The sequence below is a fragment of the Nocardia sp. NPDC051833 genome (assembly GCF_040681225.1).
Classification (GTDB): Bacteria; Actinomycetota; Actinomycetes; order Mycobacteriales; family Mycobacteriaceae; genus Nocardia.
This window is the reverse complement of sequence record NZ_JBFAYK010000002.1, coordinates 136,736-156,277: the sequence shown is the minus strand read 5'-3', so window position 1 is coordinate 156,277 and position 19,542 is coordinate 136,736. Positions and strand designations below refer to the sequence as shown.

General features: G+C 68.5%; 17 protein-coding genes. 6 read left to right on the top strand and 11 right to left on the bottom strand.

The window, feature by feature from the left end:
* Positions 1–210 precede the first annotated feature (210 nt).
* Positions 211–1,083 (top strand): glucosyl-3-phosphoglycerate synthase, encoded by an 873-nt coding sequence (locus tag AB0L91_RS18730; RefSeq protein WP_365011583.1) that lies wholly within the window; start codon positions 211–213, stop codon positions 1,081–1,083.
* Positions 1,084–1,137: 54 nt separating this feature from the next.
* On the opposite strand, the gene AB0L91_RS18725 is transcribed toward AB0L91_RS18730, so the two are convergent.
* The 6 genes from AB0L91_RS18725 to AB0L91_RS18700 form a co-directional block, all read right to left on the bottom strand.
* Positions 1,138–3,000, bottom strand: a complete 1,863-nt coding sequence (locus AB0L91_RS18725; RefSeq protein WP_365011581.1) for an ATP-binding cassette domain-containing protein — start codon at positions 2,998–3,000, stop codon at positions 1,138–1,140.
* 11 nt (positions 3,001–3,011) lie between these two features.
* Positions 3,012–4,181: a 3-oxoacyl-[acyl-carrier-protein] synthase III C-terminal domain-containing protein gene (locus AB0L91_RS18720; RefSeq protein ID WP_365011579.1), complete on the bottom strand. Its 1,170-nt coding sequence runs from the start codon at positions 4,179–4,181 to the stop codon at positions 3,012–3,014.
* 48 nt (positions 4,182–4,229) lie between these two features.
* A complete protein-coding gene (locus tag AB0L91_RS18715; protein ID WP_365011577.1) occupies positions 4,230–5,696 on the bottom strand; it encodes a fatty acid desaturase in 1,467 nt (488 codons plus the stop codon).
* A 251-nt stretch (positions 5,697–5,947) separates the two neighbouring features.
* On the bottom strand, positions 5,948–6,760 hold the full coding sequence (locus tag AB0L91_RS18710; RefSeq protein ID WP_355271900.1) for an LppX_LprAFG lipoprotein: 813 nt from the start codon (positions 6,758–6,760) through the stop codon (positions 5,948–5,950).
* A 457-nt stretch (positions 6,761–7,217) separates the two neighbouring features.
* Positions 7,218–8,444, bottom strand: coding sequence for a cytochrome P450 (locus tag AB0L91_RS18705; RefSeq protein WP_365011575.1), 1,227 nt, complete (start codon positions 8,442–8,444; stop codon positions 7,218–7,220).
* Positions 8,445–8,542: 98 nt separating this feature from the next.
* Positions 8,543–9,751, bottom strand: a complete 1,209-nt coding sequence (locus tag AB0L91_RS18700) for a cytochrome P450 (protein ID WP_365013627.1) — start codon at positions 9,749–9,751, stop codon at positions 8,543–8,545.
* 314 nt (positions 9,752–10,065) lie between these two features.
* Here AB0L91_RS18700 and AB0L91_RS18695 point away from each other — a divergent pair, with 314 nt between their 5' ends.
* On the top strand, positions 10,066–10,446 hold the full coding sequence (locus AB0L91_RS18695) for an amphi-Trp domain-containing protein (RefSeq protein WP_365013624.1): 381 nt from the start codon (positions 10,066–10,068) through the stop codon (positions 10,444–10,446).
* Positions 10,447–10,475: 29 nt separating this feature from the next.
* On the opposite strand, the gene AB0L91_RS18690 is transcribed toward AB0L91_RS18695, so the two are convergent.
* The 3 genes from AB0L91_RS18690 to AB0L91_RS18680 all read right to left on the bottom strand — a co-directional run bounded on the left by AB0L91_RS18690 (position 10,476) and on the right by AB0L91_RS18680 (position 12,753).
* Positions 10,476–11,297, bottom strand: coding sequence for a class II glutamine amidotransferase (locus AB0L91_RS18690; protein ID WP_365011573.1), 822 nt, complete (start codon positions 11,295–11,297; stop codon positions 10,476–10,478).
* A gap of 38 nt (positions 11,298–11,335) precedes the next feature.
* Positions 11,336–12,166: an SAM-dependent methyltransferase gene (locus AB0L91_RS18685; protein WP_355271893.1), complete on the bottom strand. Its 831-nt coding sequence runs from the start codon at positions 12,164–12,166 to the stop codon at positions 11,336–11,338.
* A gap of 92 nt (positions 12,167–12,258) precedes the next feature.
* Positions 12,259–12,753, bottom strand: a complete 495-nt coding sequence (locus AB0L91_RS18680) for a glutathione peroxidase (RefSeq protein ID WP_355271891.1) — start codon at positions 12,751–12,753, stop codon at positions 12,259–12,261.
* 162 nt (positions 12,754–12,915) lie between these two features.
* Here AB0L91_RS18680 and AB0L91_RS18675 point away from each other — a divergent pair, with 162 nt between their 5' ends.
* Together AB0L91_RS18675 and AB0L91_RS18670 are read left to right on the top strand one after the other, a co-directional pair.
* The gene (locus AB0L91_RS18675; RefSeq protein WP_355271889.1) at positions 12,916–14,406 is read left to right on the top strand and encodes an FAD-dependent oxidoreductase; all 1,491 of its coding nucleotides are present in this window, start codon (positions 12,916–12,918) and stop codon (positions 14,404–14,406) included.
* A gap of 169 nt (positions 14,407–14,575) precedes the next feature.
* Positions 14,576–16,150: a GMC family oxidoreductase N-terminal domain-containing protein gene (locus AB0L91_RS18670; protein ID WP_365011570.1), complete on the top strand. Its 1,575-nt coding sequence runs from the start codon at positions 14,576–14,578 to the stop codon at positions 16,148–16,150.
* Between the two features lie 42 nt (positions 16,151–16,192).
* Here the strand turns inward: AB0L91_RS18670 and AB0L91_RS18665 are convergent, their stop codons facing one another.
* Entirely contained in the window at positions 16,193–16,537 is a 345-nt protein-coding gene (locus tag AB0L91_RS18665; RefSeq protein WP_355271886.1) for a DoxX family protein, read from the bottom strand.
* Positions 16,538–16,617: 80 nt separating this feature from the next.
* Here AB0L91_RS18665 and AB0L91_RS18660 point away from each other — a divergent pair, with 80 nt between their 5' ends.
* Positions 16,618–17,496 carry a sigma-70 family RNA polymerase sigma factor gene (locus AB0L91_RS18660; protein WP_365011568.1) on the top strand — a complete coding sequence of 293 codons (879 nt, stop codon included), beginning with the start codon at positions 16,618–16,620 and terminating at the stop codon, positions 17,494–17,496.
* 102 nt (positions 17,497–17,598) lie between these two features.
* On the opposite strand, the gene AB0L91_RS18655 is transcribed toward AB0L91_RS18660, so the two are convergent.
* Positions 17,599–18,075 (bottom strand): HAD-IIIC family phosphatase, encoded by a 477-nt coding sequence (locus AB0L91_RS18655; protein WP_355271882.1) that lies wholly within the window; start codon positions 18,073–18,075, stop codon positions 17,599–17,601.
* A 207-nt stretch (positions 18,076–18,282) separates the two neighbouring features.
* Here AB0L91_RS18655 and AB0L91_RS18650 point away from each other — a divergent pair, with 207 nt between their 5' ends.
* Positions 18,283–19,506: a helix-turn-helix domain-containing protein gene (locus AB0L91_RS18650; RefSeq protein ID WP_365011566.1), complete on the top strand. Its 1,224-nt coding sequence runs from the start codon at positions 18,283–18,285 to the stop codon at positions 19,504–19,506.
* Positions 19,507–19,542: the final 36 nt, after the last annotated feature.

Sequence of the window (19,542 nt, the reverse complement as noted above, 5' to 3'; positions counted from 1 at the left end):
CCGCCCTCCACGGTCGTTGCCCTCGTCGCTACCCGCGATCAGCCCACGGTACCCGGGTCACGGCCGTGGGGGCCTGGCATCGCGCGAGCCCGCGCAGCGGGTGCCCGGACTGTCGGTGCCGATAGCGGGCCACCCGGACCGTTGGCGTCGTTCACAGGATTCACCCGGATCGGTGGCGCCCGCGGGGACCGGTGTCGTTCACTGGTCGCCATGGACGTCCGTGCACTGATCGACCGCAAGCTGGGTCGCCGGGTCTCGGTGGTGGTGCCCGCGCTCGACGACGAGGACACCGTCGCCGGGGTGATCGCCGCCGTCCGGCCCTGGCTCGGCGGGCTGGTCGACGAACTGCTCGTCATCGACGCGGGCTCGACCGATCGCACCATCGCGCGGGCCCGCGCGGCGGGCGCCGCGGTGTACACCCGGGAGGAGGCGCTGCCGGGGGTGACGCCCCGGCCGGGCAAAGGCGAGGTGCTGTGGCGGTCGCTGGCGGTGAGCACCGGCGATCTACTCGTCTTCCTCGACGGCGATCTGGTCGAGCCGGACCCGGATTTCGTCCCGACGCTGGTCGCCCCGCTGCTCGACGATCCGGGGCTCGCGCTGGTGAAAGGCTTCTACCGACGGCCGCTGCCGAGCGGGGACGCCGACGGCGGCGGGCGGGTGACCCAGCTCGTCGCCCGCCCACTGCTCACCGCGCTCGCGCCCGCCCTGGCCGAGATCGTGCAGCCGCTGGGCGGCGAATACGCCGCCACCCGAACGTTTCTCGGCGGCATCTCCGTCGCCGGCGGCTACGGAGCGGAGATCGGGATCCTCATCGACTGCTGGCAGCGGCACGGTCTGTCGGCGATCGCCCAGGTCGACCTCGGCGTCCGGCGGCACCGCAACCGGCCGACGCACGAACTGGCGGTGATGAGCAGGCAGGTCGTGGCGACCCTGCTCGACCGCCTCGGCATCCGGGACTCCGGGATCGGCCTCGTGCAGTTCCTGCCCGGCGAATCGGGCTGGCAGCGGATGCCGTCCGAGGTCAGCCTGGCCGACCGGCCCCCGATGACACAGCTGATCGCGACCCAGCGCGAGATCGCCTGACGCGACGAACGCCGGCCCGGCCCCAGGGACCGAACCGGCGTCCGCCGCACCGGATTACACCGCGACCAGTCCGAAGTCCAGCTTCACCAGCTGGTCGGCGCAGTCGAAGTACCGGTCGTCGTGGGTGATCACGATGACCGTCTTGCCGCGCCGCTTCAGATCGGTGAGGATCTCGCGATAGAAGACCTCGCGGAAGCGTGGCTCCTGATCGGCGGCCCATTCGTCGAAGACGTAGATCTGCCGATCCTCGAGCAGCGCGGTGAGCAGTGCCAGCCGCTTGCGCTGCCCCTGCGACAGATCCACGGTCGACAGGCGCCCGTCCCGCACGCTCACCTTGTGCGCGATCTGCAACTCCTCGAGGTACCGCTGGACTTCGGCGTCGATACCGGGACGGTCGAAGCCCAGGTAGTCCTCGAACAGATGGAAATCGGTGAACACCGCCGACGAATTCTGCCGGTACCACTCGATGTTGTCGTGGTCGATCCTCTCCCCGTTGAGCGACAACGACCCCGAGCGTGGCACGTACAGACCGGTGATGAGCTTGGCCAGCGTCGACTTCCCGCTGCCGTTGCCACCGACGATGAACGTGATCTGCCCCGGTTCGAAAACCAGGTCGATCGGACCGAGCCGGAAGCCGGCGTCCTCGGACTCGTCGAGTCCGGGCGGCGGTGCCAGCGGGCGCACATCGGTGCCACCGTGGTCGATCCAGTTCTTACCGTTGACATCCGGCTGCGCGCCACCCGGATGCGCACCGGGATGCGCGGGATGCGGCCCGTGCCCCGGCCTGCCGTTGCCGTTGCGCGGTGGCATGCCCGGACGCGGCGGATGTCCACCCCGCTCGGGCGGACCACCCGGTCCGGCCGGATGCGCGCCGGGCGGCGGCGGCACGAGCGACGGAGCCTCGGCGCGGTACACATAGCTGACATTCGTCAGTTCCAGCTTGGCCTCCCCTGCCACTGGACGCTCGGTGTACGGCAGGAGCTCCTCGTTGTGCAGGGTCTCCATCGACAGGTTCATCGCCCGGATCTTGGCCAGCGCGACGTCGCCGCGCAGCAGGTCCGGGATGCGGTGCATGAAGTTCTGCATCGGCATCGCCAGGAACGTGGTGACCAGCACGTAGCCGACCATCGTGTCCCGCGGCAGATCCAGGGCCGCCGCGATGACGAACAGGATCAGCGCCATCGTCGCCAGCTGCAACGCCTGGCCGAAACCCTGCGCGTAGGAGAACTTCGAGCCCGCGTCGGTGTTCTGATCGCGCAGCGTGCCCGCGGAGCCGAGCAGATGCCGATCCATGAAGTCCCGGCGCCGGCCACGGTGCAGCTTCAGTTCCTTGATGCCGAGCGTGACGGCCTGGAACGAACGCAGCAGCGCGTCCTCGTTCTCACGGGCCTCGCGGTAGATCCCGCGCACCCGCTTGAGCACCAGCTCGACACACGCGATGCCGACCAGCGTGCCCGCCACCGTCACCGCGAAGATCGGACCCGACACGATGAACAGGAACACGAAGCAGCCGATGATGGTCGCCACGTCGACGCAGATCGACGGGATGGCGGTCACCGCCTGCGACAGCGAACGCACGTCCTCGGTGAGCGTCGCCATCAGGCGGTGCATACCGAGCCGTTCCAGATGCTCGAGCGGCGCGGAGACGATGCCCGAGCTCAGGTCGCTGCGCAACCGGAAGATCGCGTCCTGCGACAACCGGATCAGCAGTACCTGCGACGCCACCCCACTGACCAGGATCACCAGACCGGTCAGCCCGAACCGCAGCAGCAGCTGATCAGGCTGCGGCTTCGGCGAGACGACCGCGTTGATCAGGGTCACCAGGTAGGTGTTGGCCACACCGCAGATCAGGCCGGCGGCCACCACGGCGGCGATCCTGGCCGGCGAGAGCGCGGCGAGAAAACGGAGTAGATGCATGACGTGCGCTCTCAGCTGCGGATGACATCGAACACGATGCCCTCGAGGGTGACTCCGGGCGCGAACGAGAACGCCACCCCGGTGGAAATCGGTGCCGCCGAACGCGCGTCGCGGATCATCCGCTCCAGCACGAAGATCAGCGAGACACTCAGCATGTTGCCGTGCTCGGCGAGCACCGCCCAGCTCGGCGCCGCCGCCTCGGCCGGGATCCCCAGCGAGCGCGCCGACTCCTCGATGATGCGGGGACCACCGGGGTGGATCGCCCACAGCTCGATGTCGTCCTTGCCCAGGCCGTTGCGCGCGAGCACCCCGGTCACCACCGGATCCACCCCGCGGTAGATGTAGTCGGGCAGGCTGGTCGCCAGCTCGCAGGTGATGCCCGCGTCCTTCACGCCGAGCACGATGCCGTCCTCCGCGTCGTCGAACAGGTGACTGAAGCTGTCGCGGATGACGATGCTGCCCGGGGCCAGCGGCTGGTGCACCTGGTTGGCGCCGATCACCACCGCGCCGCACCCGTCACCGAAGAGGCTGTGGGTGATGACATCGTTGACGTCGTCGTCGAACACCGCGTTCACCGAGCTCAGCTCGATGCACAGCACCATCGCCTTCTTGTCCGGGTGCGCCCGGACGTAGTCGGTGGCGGCTCGGATGCCGTTCATCGCGGCGGCGCAGCCCATGAAGTTGACGACCATCCGGCCCACCGTCGGCGACAGCCCCAGCTGCTTGACCACCGCGACGTCGACGCCGGGAGCGATGAAGCCGGTGCTGGTCACGAAGATCAGCTGGCCGATGTCGTCGGCCGGGTTCGCCAGGCCGGCGACGGCGCGACGGGCCACGTCGACCGCGAGCGGCGCCGCGTGCTCGAAGAACAGGTTCATCCGCTCCCGGATGGTGCCGGGGCGACGGCTGAACTCGAGGAACTCCGGGTCGAGCGGGTCGATCGCCAGGTGCCGGGTGTCGATCCGGGTCTTCTGGTAGATCCGCGGAATACGCTGCCGCTGCGCGGGATCGGAGAACAGCTCGGCGACCCGGCCCGCGTTCACGGTCTGGTCGACCACGAGTTCGGGCGATCCGGTGGCGACCGCTTCGATCACGCCGACGGTGGTCGGCGGGGCGGGCGGTAGCAGGTCGTGCCCGCGCTCGACGTCGGCCGTGCGGAGCAGATCAAAGGAAACAGACACGGGCACAAATCCTTTCGAAACAGAAATGAACGTGGCAGCGGAGTCGGCTCAGACGGTTCCGATGCCGGTGAAGCCCTGCACCGTGTAGGTCACACAGGTCTTCAGCGCTGTCGGTGCGCAGTGTTCGCGCACGAATCCCCACCGGTTCTCCTCGGCGTCACGCGAGGGCGCGAGCAGGTAGGTCCGGCACAGCTTGGGGAAACGATCTCCGAAGAAACTCTTCGCGGGCAGCCACTCCACGCCGAACTTCGCGGCCTCCTCGCGCACCACGTCCTCGGTGGCGATATTGGCGAAACCGCTGCGCTGGAACGGAAGCACGTGGTGCACCCGGTGCGAGCTCAGACCGGCGGAGAGGAAGCAGTCGACATACTTGTTGCCAACGACGGTCAGGTCGTAGGCCTGCTCGAGCTGGTTGACCGCCCAGTCCTCGGTCTCGGTGTGCAGTTCCTCGGTCGGCACCTCGAAGTCGTGGCTGGCCACCACCATGAAGGTGCTGATCCACAGCGTGATCACGAATTGCAGTGCCCAGGCCCAGAAGTCGCCCGCCAGGGTGAAGACCACCACCTCGGCCACCAGCAGGAAGCGAACACCGAACGATCCGATGAAGTGCGGCAGCGCGCCGCCCCAGGTGCCGTACATGTCCTTGATGCCCACCTTGCGGGTGAGCCGGCAGACATCGAGCAGGCGAATGATCATGCCCGTCAACAGATGTCCGAACTTGTGCACGGTGTGCACGGGGACCCGGTACAGGCGCGGCACCTGCATCATCATCGTGAAGACGTTCTTCTTGATGTCGACTTCACTCTGCGTGTGCGGGTGGTGCAGCAGGGCGTGGCCGTCGGCGGTGACGAAAGACAGTGCGACATAGTTCATGTCGAACGCGTTCACCGCGTACTTGTTGAGCCCCTTCTGCGCCCGGTGGATGGCGTAGTGACCGAACCCGGCCAGGGAGCTGCGCAGCAGCACCATCGCGATCACGAAGACCGGCAACGGCATCCAGCTGGTGTCCCACAGACGCAGGCCCTGCACGGCGAAGTACAGGAAGATCAGCACCGCGACGACGACGTCGAACGCCCGGTCCATCCGCTTCAGGCGGGCCGCCAGCTCGGGCTCCTTGATCCGGGCCTTGATCTGATGCAGGAGGTCGTTCTTGTTGTCGAACTTGTACTTCGGGGTGTCGTCCCAGCTGTTGAAGCCTTCCTTGAACAGGAAGTCGGGCGCGTTGTTCTTCGGGTGGATGTCTTCCGGAGTGGCATCGCGACCGAGGCTGTAACGCTCGATCATCCGCGCGATTTTTTCCGGATCACGGTGGTAGGAACCGATGATCGAGGTGATGTCGCGGTTCTTCGTCCGGCCGATGAAGAATTCACCGCCTGGATGCTTGGAGATCCAGTCACTCAGGTCGTAGGCTCTGCCGTTATAGACCCACACGTTGTTGACGGGAGGCCGACCCCCAGGGCCGGGCGGTGGCGGGAGCTCGCGCTCCTCTTCATCAGGTCGATCATCGATCGTCATTTGTTCTTCCTCCGTGTCGATCGGCGTTCGATGCGTGCTGCCTGCCGACCAGCGTCCCGACACGTATAGTCCTTGTGGCGCCTTGCATCTCGCTGAACATTCTCTTATTGGTGCCGCGTCCACGGCCCGAAGCTCTGGTCATCGCAGGCGACACCCAGACGACACACCGGCCCGGGGCCGCGGACGGCACTGCGTGCCAGGCTCCGCGATCCCCGGACCGGTGTGTCGTGATCCGGTTCGGTCGGCTCGGATCAGCCGGCCGGCTTGACGATGTTGACCGGCTTGGCCCAGTTGGACAGGCCGACGGTGACCTCGCCCTGGTCCTTCTTCACCACGGCGCGAACGAGATTCGGGCCCTCGCCGGTGGACGCGGCGTCCGACGGCTTGGTCGAATCCGAGGCCGGCGGCGCGGTGTCCTGGATCCACAGGGTGATCGGCATGGTGCCGGCGTTCTCGCCGACGCGGGGCACGATCGGGTCGATCACGGCGGCGTCGATGGTGCCGGTGACCTTGACGGTGTTGATGCCGTCGATGACCTCGCGGCCCTCGGTCTTCGGGTTCTGGACGTTGGCGATCACGTTCGCGATGCCCTTGTCCTTGTCCAGGATGACGCCCGGATCGTAGACCTTCTCCGCCGGGCCCGCGGGCACGTAGCGGCCGCCGGCCTGGGTGTAGAGAACCTTGTCCACCACGAGGAACTTCGACTCGGTGAAGTCGGCCTCCGGCTTGAGCTTGACCTTCGCCTCGCCCATCGCGGCGCCGGAACCCTGGGTCTCGTTGGTGACGTCGGCCGAGACCGTCTCCACGGGCAGGTTCGGCAGGTTCTTCACGTTGATCTTCAGGTGCACGGTGTGCAGGGTCTGCGTGGTCTTCGCCGACTCCTTCACGATCTGCGCGCCATCGGGCAGCTGACCGGTCGGCGGCGCCGCGGTGGTGGTGGCGTCGTCCTTGGTGCAGCCGGTCACGAGCGCGGCGCAGAGAGCGGCGGCCGCGACGATCGAGGTGATGCCGGAGCGCCGCGCGAAGCGGCTCCGGGGGGTGGGGTTCGGTGTGGTGTCGATCAAGTTTCATCCCCTGGAGATGTCGTGTCTGGCGTTGGTGAGGCAGCCGAAGCTGCCGGTGCCTGCGACATACTAAGCAGACCATCGGACATCTCGCGCTCCCCCGACGGCGATAGTACCCGAGGTTCGCAGATTGCGACTTGCAAGCGCGCACTGAGGTTTTCGATTGCGTTCAGCGGGGTTGACTCGATTGTTTTCCCAGGTCAGACGACCACGTGGACCCCTCCTCCCAAGAAGGTTTGTGGTCCGGCGGGAAGTTCTCAGTGAGGACCGCCCTCAAAGTGCATGCAATAATGCGCATATATATGTACCAATATGGTACCGGGATAGACGGGCTCCTTGCGATGAAGCCCCGGTGTGCGCCTGCGCGGACCAGGCGGTAGACGAACGTCACCGGGGCTGGTCAGCGCAGCGCGACTTCACCGACTCGGCGGGCGGCGCCGAGGCGGCACGGCCTCCCCTATTCGGCGTCCAGGTACACCGGAACGCTGGTGTGCCCGTTGGAGATGAAGCTCTGCACCGGGGTGAGTTCGGCCGGGCTCGCGGCCAATCGCATCCGCGGGAACCGGTCGAACAGCGCGGGCAGCGCCACGGCCGCTTCCAGGCGGGCCAGCGAGGCGCCGATGCAGTGGTGTGCCCCGTGGCCGAAGGCGAGGTGCTGCTCGCGGGTGGCGCGGGCGGGGTCGAACGTGGCGGTGTCGGCGCCGTGGATCTTCGGGTCGCGGCTCGCGGCAGCGTACGAGGCGAGGATGGCCTCGCCCTTGGCGATCCGGTACCCGCCCTCGATCTCGATGTCCTCCACCGCGTACCGCAGGGGCAGGTGCGCCACCGGCGCCTGGAAACGCAGTGTCTCCTCCACCACGTCCGCCCACGACACCTCACCCGCGTCGACGGCGGCCCGCTGTTCGGGATGGCTCAGCAGGGCGACGATCGCCTGGTCGAGCAGGTTGACCGTGGTCTCGTGCCCGGCGTTGATGACCAGCATCAGCGTGTCGACGAGTTCCTTCTCCGACAGCGGGGAGTCGTTGTCCTCGTCGCGGGTGGTGATCAGCACGCTGGTGACGTCGTCGCCGGGATGCGCGCGCCGGTAGGCGACGAGTTCGCTGACCAACCGGTACATCTCGAGGTAGTTGGCCTGTGCTTGTTCGGCCGTGAACGAGCCGTCGAAGAAGCCGTCGACGCACTTGTGCAGCGCGGGACCCAGTTCCTCCGGCACACCGAGGAGTTCGGTGATGACCCGGATCGGCACCGGGTAGGCGAAACCGGTGCGCAGGTCGACCGGCTCACCGGCCGGGGCGGCCGCCAGCGCGTCGAGCAGGCTCTCGGTGATCTCGGCGATCCGTGGACGGAGCGCGGTGCTGCGGCGATGACTGAACGCCGGGGACACCAGCCGGCGTAGCCTGCGGTGATCGGCGCCGTAGGCGGTGAACATGTTGTCCACGGCGACCCACGGCAGCAGCGGCCAGGCCTCGGTGATCTCGCCGTTGATGAACGCCATCCAGTGCTGTCGTGGATCTTTCGACACCCGGGGGTCGGCGAGCAGGCCGCGGAGCACGGCCTGATCGGTGACCGACCAGGCGGGCACGCCGCCGGGGAGTTCGACCAGCGCCACCGGCCCGCGCTGCTGAATGCGCGCCGACTCCCCTTGGATGTCGGCACCGGTCGAATCCAGCACGATCGGTTCCATGATGTTCTCCTCCATACCAGGGACCTCGGCCCGTGATCGATAGTGCCGCAGCCGGTTTCGGCCACGTGGTGGGCAAACTTACCCCGCGACCGGGCCGCTCAGGGGACGAACAGCGGCGCCGAGGGCGGGAAGCTGATCGGTAGCGCGGTCATCGCGCGGTGGAACGGCCCCGGCCGCCAGGCGATCTCGTCCGCGGGCACGGCCAGGGTCAGGTCCGGCAGTGCGTCGAGCAGTTGGTCGAGCGCGTCCTGCGCGATCTGATAGGCCACCGAACGCGCCGGGCAGGCGTGTGGGCCCGCGCCCCAGGCGAGGTGGGACCGGTTGCCGTTGCGGTCGCCCTGGGCGATCGCGGGGTCGTTGTTGCAGGCCGACAAGCTGATCACCACCGGCTCGTTGGCCGGTAGCCACACGTCGTCGACCATGACCGGCTGCCGCGGATAGGTGGTGCAGAAGTTCGCCATCGGCGGGTCGAGGAACAACACCTCGTCGAGGGCGTCGCGGGTGGACAGGCTGCCCGCGATCACGCCGCCGCCGAACCGGGAGTCGGTGAGGATGAGCAGCAGGGCGTTGCTGATGAGGTTCTGCATCGGCTCGATACCGGCGCCGTAGAAGCTGATCAGGTTGTAGAGCATCTCCTCGTCGTCGAGACCGGCGGCGTGGTGCGCCAGCCGCGAAGTCAGATCGTCGCCGGGAGCCGCACGGCGCAGGGTGATCAACTCCATCAGCGCCGCGGACAGGTACTCCATGCCCCAGGCGGCGTTGACGGTGTCGAACAGCGCGGCCATCCCGGTGGCGACCCGCCGCCCCAGCTCCGGGGTGCAGCCGACGATCTGGTTGAGCGTTTCGAAGACCAGCGGAAAAGCGTACTGCGTCAGCACATCCGCGGAACCGGCGCCGCAGAACGTGTTGATCAGCGGGATAGCGACCTGTTCCACGATGGTGTGCAGGGCATGGTGGTCGATGTAGTCGATCGCGGTGACGTAGGCCTGCCGGTAGCGGGCATGCACCGGACCGGAGTTGCGCAGCGCGTTCGGATACCACTGCATCATCGGCCGCACCGGGCAGTCCTCCGGGATGCTGTCCTGCCACACCCGCGGATCCGCCGGAAAGTTGTCGGGGTCGTGCAGGATGCGCACCGCGGTCCGGTAGCCGAGCACCAGGTTGGCCGGGACGCCCGGGGACAGCTCGATCGGCGCTATCGCCCCGTATCGCTCCCGCATGGCGCGGTAGTTCCCGTGCGGATCCGCGGCGAAATCCGGCTCGTAGACGCGCCCGTGGACCGGGCAGCCGGCTCCCCCACCGGACAACGGCGACGACTGCGGCGCGGGCCGGCCTCCATGGACCTCCTCCACAGCTGGTGCTCCTTCCCGAGCGGACGGCAGGGTCGTACGGCACGGCGAACTCCGCTGGCGCACAACCGCCGTCGACACAACGCCACGACGATGCCACGCTCCGCACAACGCCCGGACCGGCGTGACATACCGGTGAGTAGGCGCCCGCGAGCTGTACGTCGTTCGAAGTGCCGTACCGACGACGGCGGAAACGGATGATCGGCAATCCCCGACATTCCGGCTACGGTGTAGTTATCCAATTCACCGAGACCCGACATCTTGGAGTCAGCATGCCGAAGTTGGAGATCAAGAGAAAGTCCGTACTGTCTCGGAAAGAGGCCTCCGAGCGGCTGATCGCGATAGGCAAGGCACTGGCAGGCGAATCGGAGGTGGAATTCGGTTCGGAGGGCGATTCTATCGAGGTCGAAGTCGCCGACCGGGTCAGGTGGGAATTCGAGATCGAGGTCGACGGCACCGAGACCGAGATCGAAATCGAAATAAAATGGCGGGACGACCCGGGCGAATCAGCGGCAGCTACTCCCCCGCGACCCAAGGCTGCCGCGGCACCGGCCAAGACCACGACACCGGCGAAGACCACGGCGCGGACCAAGGCCGCCACACCGGCCAAGGCCACGCGCCGCACGCGGGCCAGGAAACATCCCGCCGGCTAATTGCCTACGGTACCGAACCTCGGCGGGGCTCAGCCGGGTGCGATCGGCTCGAAGGAACGGATCGAGTCGGCACCGGCACCCACCACCCCGGCCGAGGATTCCGGCACTTCGTTCCACGCGCCCGACAGGTCGCCCAGCGGCTCCGAGACCACGAATCGGGTCTCGGAGCCGAGCTCGCGCAATATCTCGACCTCGGGGTGCAGTGCCCGCAATGCGGCGATCCCGGTCGAGAAGAACAGCGACCGCGATTCCCGCTCGCTGGAATAGCGGAAAATCCACAGGAATTGTCCGTCGGTGGTCGCGACGGTCAACTGTACCGGGTGTTCGACGCCGTACGCGTGCCCGACGTCCTCGACGAAACCCACCGCGCGGGCGACGGCACCGAAGGGGTCGTCCACGAGCCCGAACGTCAACGCGAGAAAGAACAGGGTTTCGCTGTCGGTCGAGCCCTCGATATCGGCGAACAGCCCCGGTTCGACGGCGGCCAGCAGGTCGCGCCGGGTCTCGTGGAAGCCGCGCAGGGCGCCGTTGTGCACCCACAACCAGCGCCCGTGCCGGAACGGATGACAATTGCTGCGCTGCACCGGCGTCCCGGTCGAGGCGCGAACATGCGCGAGCATCATCGGTGTGCGCACCTGACCGGCGATCTCGCGCAGATTTCGATCGTTCCAGGCGGGTTCGATGCTCTTGTACACCGCCGGTTCGGTGCCGAGGCCGTACCAGCCGAGGCCGAAGCCGTCACCGTTGGTGGTGGTCGCGCCCATGCGGGAATGCAGGCTCTGGTCGATCAGGGAGTGTTCAGGGCGGAACAGCAGATCCTCGGCGAGGATCGGCTCACCCGAGTACGCCATCCACCGGCACACGAGTCCATTCAACCAGAAACGACGGCCTACCGCTTCCGGCCGACACCGCCGACGATGCAGTGGCGGACGGCGTTCAGCGGCGTCAGGTGGGGCCCGTCGGGCCACCAGTCGTCGCAGCGGACGAGGCCGGGTTCGACCATCTCCAGGTCGCCGAACATGGCCTGGATCTCGTCCCTGGTGCGGAAGCGGCCGCTGCCCATCGGGCTGTGGATGAATTTCTCTTCCATCTTGCGGGCCAGTTCGCTGTATTCGGGCGTCTGCGGATCGTGGAAGTGGGCGATCGCGACGAACGAGCCCGCAGGCAGGGCATCGATGTAGGTCTGCATCAACGCGGGGCCGTCCTCCCCCAGGTAGTGATGCAGGGTGCCGATGTGGAACAGCGCCAGCGGGCGGGTGAAGTCGAGCGCGCCCCGGATCGTCTGGTTGCCGAGCACCTCGAGCGGGCGGAAGATGTCGGCCTCGGCGATGCGAGTACGACTGTTGCTGGCCAGCAGCGCCTGACCGTGCACGAGCACCGATGGATCGTTGTCGACGTAGACCACCCGCGACTGCGGATTGACCCGCTGCACGACCTGATGGGTGTTCTCCGCGGTGGGCAGGCCGGACCCGAGATCGAGGAACTGATCGATCCCGGCCCTGGCCAGGAACCGGCACGCGCGGATCAGGAAATCGCGGTTGGCCCAGGCCAAATCGTTGACCTGCGGCGCGACGGTGCGGACCTGTTCCAGCACCGCGCGGTCCACGTCGTAGTTGTCCTTGCCGTTGAGTGCGGCATCGTAGACGCGCGCGATGCTGGCGCGGGTGGTGTCCACCCCGACCGGAACGGCGCTGGGGTAGGCGGCAGAGCTGTGCGACATCGGGAGCCTCCGGGCATCGGACCGACTGTACGAAATCAGCCTAGAGCATCGGTTCCGTTGGCGGGGAAGCTATCCCGGGTGCGAGACCAGAATCAGAGCTGGGCTTCGATCGCGGCGACGACCTCGCCAGCGTCCGGGGTGACGGTCGGGCGGAAGCGGCCTGCGACCGTGCCGTCCCGGCCGATCAGGAACTTCTCGAAGTTCCACTGGATGTCGCCCGCGCTGCCGTCGGCGGCGGGGGTCTCGACCAGGGCGGTGTAGAGCGGGTGCCGGTCGTCGCCGTTGACCTCGGTCTTGGCCAGCAGCGGGAAGTCGACGCCGTAGGTCACCGAGCAGAATTCCTGGATCTCCTCGGCGGTGCCGGGCTCCTGACCCATGAACTGGTTGCACGGCACGCCGACCACGGTGAAGCCACGCTCGCCGTAGGTCTTCTGCAGTTCCACCAGGCCGGTGTACTGCGGGGTCAGCCCACACTTGGAGGCCACGTTGACCAGCAGGACCGCCCGGTCGCCCGCCAGCTCACCCAACGTGGTGTCGGCCCCGGTCAGGGTCTGCACCGCAATGTCTCGAATGTTCGCGCTCACCACAACACCACCAGATCTCGTCTACGTCGGTTCGATCGCCACCGTACCGGAGCCCGATCGGGGCGCAACCGTCCCGCTGGGCGGGAGCTTTTGTAACACGTTCTTGTTTTGTCGCGCGGTTGGCGGCACCATTTCGGTACGTACCCCGAGCAGCGGAGGAAGCCCGTGACCGAACAGCCCTATCGGATCGACACCGTCCGCCCGCTGCGCGCGAACGCCGTGGAGCACTGGGATTTCGAGGCCGACGTGGTGGTGGCCGGTTTCGGCATCGCGGGCGTCTGCGCGGCGATCGAGGCCGCCAGGGCGGGCGCGAAGGTCCTCATCCTGGAACGGACCGGCGGCTGGGGCGGCGCGGCGGCGCTGGCGGGCGGTTTCGTCTACCTCGGTGGCGGCACGCCGCTGCAGCAGGCGCTCGGCTTCGACGACACGCCGGAGAACATGGCCGCCTTCCTCAAGGCGGCGCTCGGCCCCGGCGTCGACGAGGCCAAGATCGACGACTACTGCGCGGGCAGTGTGGAGCACTACAACTGGCTCGTCGACTGCGGCGTGCCGTTCAAGGAGTCGTTCTGGGGTGAGCCCGGCTGGGAGCCGCCGCACGACGAGGGCCTGATGTACTCCGGTGGCGAGAACTCCGCGCCGTTCCTCGACATCGCCAAGCCCGCTCCGCGCGGGCACGTGCCGGAGCTGGCCGACAAGAAGATCGGCGAGCGCAGCGGCGGCTACATGCTGATGAAGCCGCTGGCCGACACCGTCGCCGCGCTCGACATCGACGTCGAGTACGACACCCGCATCCGCAGGCTGATCGTCGACGACGACGATCGCGTCGTCGGCATCCTGGCGACCAACTACGGCAAGCCGATCACGGTGCGGGCCGCCCGCGGTGTCGTCCTGGCGACCGGCAGCTTCGCCTACGACACCGAGATGATCGACCGCTACACCCCGCGGCTGAGCGGCAGGCCCGGCGCGGCGATCGAGGAGCACGACGGCATCGGCATCCGGCTGGCCCAGGCGCTGGGCGCCGAACTGGCGCACATGGACGCCAGCGAGGTGGCCATCTTCGGCGATCCGCAGATGATGGCGCGCGGCATCCTCGTCAACGGGCGCGGCCAGCGCTACGTCACCGAGGACACCTACCCCGGCCGGATCGGGCAGGCGACCCTGCTGCAGAACGACAACCAGGCCTTCCTCGTGATCGACGAGGCCTCGCTCGAGGAAGCGCTCGCGACCGAATCCGCGACCCCGTTCTTCCGGTTCCCGCCCAAGTGGGTCGCCGAGACGGTGGCCGAGCTCGAAGCGGACATGGGGCTGCCGGAGCAGACGCTGCAGACCACGATCGCCACCTACAACCGCCACGCCGAGAACGGCAACGACCCGCTGCTGGGCAAGAAGCCCGAATGGGTGCGCCCGATCTCGACGCCGCTGGCCGGTTTCGATCTGCGTGGTTTCACCGCCGGATTCACCCTCGGCGGGCTGCGCACCGACCTCGACTCGCGGGTGCTGCACGTCAGCGGGGAGCCGATTCCCGGACTCTTCGCGGCGGGTCGTTGCACGTCAGGGCTGTGCGCGTACGGTTATGTCAGCGGTGCTTCGCTCGGTGACGGCAGCTTCTACGGCCGTCGCGCCGGTCAGGCCGCGGCAGCGGCCGGCACGGACTGAGACAGGCGGCACCCACCGGACCGCCACTGTCAGTACGCTGCATGCAGCGCCGCCGCCGGACGACGAGTCCGGCTGCGCTCGCGGGCTTTTCGGGCCCGCGAGCGGGCGCGTCCAGTTGGCTACGACAGATGCAGTGCAGGATCGGAGTTGGACAGTGCAAGCAGGTGGGATGTCCGCGGATTACGTGATCGTCGGCTCGGGGTCGGCGGGGGCGGTGCTCGCGAATCGGCTCAGCGCCGACCCGGGCACCACGGTCGTGCTGCTGGAGGCCGGTCCGGCCGACGACGACAAGTTCGCCCATATCCCGGCGGCGTTCTCGAAGCTGTTCCGCACCGAGCGTGACTGGGACTACCTGACCGAGCCGCAGCCCGGCCTGGGCGACCGGCAGATCTACTGGCCGCGGGGCAAGACCTTCGGCGGCTCGTCGTCGATGAACGCGATGATGTGGGTGCGCGGGTTCCGCGCCGACTACGAGGAGTGGGGGCTCCTCGCCGGCGAGAAGTGGAACTTCGCGGCGGCGGTCGAGCAGTTCCGCAAGATCGAGAACGTCCAGGACGCGCAGTACCCGGACGAGGGGTCGCGCGGCCCGCTGCACGTGCAGCGTCAGCGCAGCCCGCGCGCCTCGACGCACGCCTTCCTGGAGGCCGCGCGCCAAGCGGGCCACGAGCTCGAGTCGCCGAACCGGCCCGCACCGCAGGGCTTCTCCCAGACGATGGTGACCCAGCGCGACGGCAGGCGCTGGAGCACCGCCGACGCGTACCTGCGCCCGGCGATGAAGCGGGCCAACCTGACCGTGCGCGCCGAGGCGCTGGCCACCCGGGTGCTGTTCGACGGCACCAAGGCCACCGGGGTCGAGTACCTGCACGACGGGCAGACCCACACCGTGACCGCGCAGCGCGAGGTCATCCTGTGTGGTGGCGCGGTGAACAGCCCGCAGCTGCTGCAGCTCTCCGGCATCGGCGACCAGGAGGAGCTCAAGAAGTTCGACATCGAGGTCGTCGCGCACTCCCCCGAGGTCGGCGCCAACCTGCAGGACCACCTGATCGCGGCGCTGGGCTACAGCGTCGACGGCGACTCGCTGTTCGCGGCGGAGAAGCCGCTCGAGCTGATCAACTACCTGGTCCGGCATCGCGGCATGCTCACCTCCAATGTCGGTGAGGCGTACGGCTTCGTGCGCAGCGAGCCCGATCTCGAGCACCCCGACCTGGAGCTCATCTACGCGCCCGCGCCGTTCTATCACGAGGGTCTGGTCGAGCCGACCGAGCACGGTGTCGTCGTCGGCGCGATCCTGCTGCGCCCGCGCAGCCGGGGCCGGATCGGTCTCGCGTCGGCCGATCCGACGGCCAAGCCGGTGATCGACCCGCGGTATCTGTCCGATCCCGACGGCGCCGACCGCGCCGCGCTGACCGCGGGCCTGCGGGTGTGCGCGAGCCTGGTCGAGCAGCCCGCGCTCAAGAGCGCGCTGGGCGCGCTGATCTACCCGCCGGAGGCGCCCGACGAGCTCGAGGCGGCCATGGCGCTGACCATCGAGCAGTTCTCGCACACCCTGTACCACCCGGTCGGCACCTGCCGGATGGGCACCGACGCGGCCAGCGTCGTCACCCCGGACCTGAAGGTGCGAGGGGTGGAGGGCCTGCGCGTCGCCGACGCGTCGGTGATGCCGTTGATCATCCGCGGGCACACCAACGCCCCGGCCGTCTTCATCGGTGAGCAGGCGGCGGACTTCATCCTGGCCGAGTCCTGACCCGCCGTGGTGGCGCGTCCGGCCGGGCGCGCCACCACCACCTCAGGCGAGAGCCAGCGCCAGCGAGCCCGCGGCGAGCAGCAGGTACGGCAGCGGATAACCGAGATCGGTGTAGGCGCGGGCGCGCAGGACGGTCAGTTCGGCGCAGAGGAAATACAGCACCAGCCCGGCCGCCGCGGCGATCGCCAGCGGCCGCGAGGCCAACCCGGCCAGCAAGGCCAGCCCGCCGACCGCCTTGATCGCCGCCAGCGGGGTCAGCGTCCACGGTGCGACGCCGTAGCGGCGCATGTTCTCGCGGACCCAGTCGGCGCGGACGACATCGACCGCGGCGGCGATCAGTGCGGCCAAGGCGGCGAGCACGGTGACGATGACGAAGCTCGTGTGCATGAGTGGGTTCCTCCGGTCTACGGTGAGCGACGGCGACCGCCGTCGATCCGATGACGAACGGGCCGGCCGAAAGGTGACCGATGCACGCGGATGCGCTCGCGCTCGCCTTCGAACAGCGCCGTGACCGGCTGCGCGGCGTCGCCTACCGGATGCTGGGCACCGCAGCCGAGGCCGAGGACGCGGTACAGGAGGCATGGCTGCGGCTGGACCGCGTCGCCGCGACCGAGATCGGCAATCTCGACGGCTGGCTGACCACCGTCGTCTCCCGGATCTGCCTGGATCAGCTGCGCGTCCGGGCCCAGCGCGCGGAGACCGCCGAGCCGGCCGTCGACGCACCCGCCGTCGGTCCCGGGGCCGACCCCGAGGACGACGCGCTGCTGGCCGACGCGGTCGGGCGCGCACTGCTCGTCGTCCTCGACGTGCTCGGACCGGAGGAACGCGTCGCGTTCGTGCTGCACGACCTGTTCGCCGTGCCCTTCGCCGACCTCGCCCCGATTCTCGGGCGGACACCGGCGACGACCAAGAAGCTGGCCAGCCGGGCCAGGCAGCGCGTCCACGCACCGGCCCGGATCGACCCGGCGGAACTCACGGCGCAGCGGGCCGTGGTGACCGCGTTCCTGAAGGCGGCGCGCGAGGGTGACCTCGACGAACTGCTCGCCGTGCTGGCGCCCGATGTGGTGCGCTCGGCCGATCCGGCGGCACTGCCACCCGGCATGGCCGCCCTGGTGCGGGGCGCGGCCGCGGTCGCCGAGGGAACGGTCGTGCTGCGGCAGCGCTCGCGCGAGGCGGTCGTGGTACTCGTCGACGGACGGCCCGGACTCGTCGTGGTGCGGGCGGGCCGGGCGCTGTTCGTGGTCACCTTCACGGTCCGCGACGCGCGGATCGCCGCCTACGACGTGGTCGCCGACCCGGCCCGGCTGGCCGGACTCACCGTGTCGCTGCTGCCGGAAAAGTCCTGATCCACTGCCCCGCGCCCGATTTCGGCACACAGTGCACGATGGCATGCCGTGCGGAGTCGCATGGCATGCGAGATCGCAGCGCGCGCAAGCGGACTCGGGTCGTCAGAGTGCCGGGACGCGCGCGAAGCCCAGCGGCGGGGTCGGGACCGGGCCCGAGCGCAGGTCGTGCCGGAAATCGGGCAGCAGCGGCAGCATGTCCACATTGCGCGCGGCATAGCAGCGCACCATCGGCAGCGCCCGCGATACCTCGGCGCGTTCCACCGGCTCGGCGTCGACGAACGCCATTCCCTCCAGCCCGAGGCCGAGGGTGTCGGCGACCCGCACGATCGAGGCCGACTTGCGGCCCCAGCCCACCTCGACCGCCGAGAACATCTCGTAGAGGCCGTGCCGGTAGAGCGTGCGCAGGGTACGGGAACGATCACCACGTGCCGCGACGGCATGCAGCACTCCGCGCTCGCTCAGCTTGGTGAGCGTACGCAGTGCCTGCGGGCGCAGCGTGGTGCTGGTCGAGTCGTGGACCACGCCGTCCCACAGGGTTTCGTCCAGTTCCCAGACCAGACAACGGACGGCAGGTCGCATGGTGCCCCTATCGGTTCGTTCCGGCGCGGAGAACTCTACAACCACTCATAGCGATGGACCAGACTTGTGACCGCTCACCAAGCAGGCAAGCAAGCATGGGTCCGCGACCCATAACCTGACGTTCCATTCCGGCATCGCCGCGGGTTGGCTAGGGTGAAGTCGCTGGACAGCGGGGGCAGAGCCGCAAGATGGGCGAAGGGAACACAGATGTCCGTTGAGAATCCACCCCGGCAATCGCTGACCATCTCCGGTCAGCCGATGTCGTCGCCGCTGAAGGACGTGCGCGCCCTGTCACGGCAGATGGTCGGCCACTTCGTCGCCAATGTCGTCCCCTGCGGCACCCTGCCCGGCGACGCGATCACCGGCGACGTCACCACCATCACGCGGATCTGCCTGGAATTCGCCGTCAGCATGCTCGACGGCCGCGACATCCCCAACAAGCTCCAGCGCCTGCAGGACGCGGCCAGCGGCTGGGCCCGCGAGGGCGTGCCGATCGACACCATCCACCACTCGATCGCCGAGGGCTTCAAGATCGGCCTCGATCTGGTGGTCGCCAATGCGTCGGTGAAGGACTACGACAACCTGGTCGACGGCGTGAAGATGGTGATGGAGATGCTCGACACCATCACCGCCCAGGTGTCGCTGGCCTACGTGCGGGAGCTGCGCGGCGTGGTCAGCGAGCACCACACCGCCGTACACACGCTCACCTCGGCGCTGCTCGGCGGTCACAGCACCTCGACGATGGCCCGCGAGTGCGGAATCGCGATCGCCGAGACGTACGCCGTTCTGGCCCTGGCGATCCCGCCGCATCGGGAAGAGGCCAACCCGGCCCTCGACGCGCAGGTCGTCGCGCGGCGCAAACTGCGCCGGGTGCAGGCCGAACTGGCCAAGCGGTGCGGCGATTCGGCGCTGTCGCTGCTCAGCGTCGACGGTGGCACGGTGCTCATCCCCGCGGGCACCTTCGATCGCGACGGTCTGGCCGCCCTCGTCGCCCAGCTCTCCCAGGCGGCGCAGGTCGGCATCACCGCGGCGTTGGTCGAGACCAGCACGACCGGCGTCCCCGATGCCGCCGACCAGGCCCACGAGTTGCTCGACATGGTCCAGCGGCTCGAGGTCACCTCGGGGCTGTACCGCTTCGACGAGCTGGCCCTCGAATACCAGCTGACCCGCCCCGGCCCCGGCCGGGAGTTCCTCGGTTCGCTGCTCGACCCGCTGGACCAGTACCCCGAGCTGCTGGAGACCCTGCAGCGCCACATCGCCAACAATCTCAATCGCCAGCGCACCGCCCGGGTGCTGCACGTGCACACCAACACCGTCGACTACCGCCTCAAGCGGATCGGCCAGCTCACCGGTTTCGACCCGACCCAGCCGTCGGGCCTGTGGTACCTGCGCTCGGCACTGGTGGCTCGCAGCTACCGCTCGGCAGTCTGACCGACCCCGGAAACGCCGAAGGCGCTGTCCGCGATC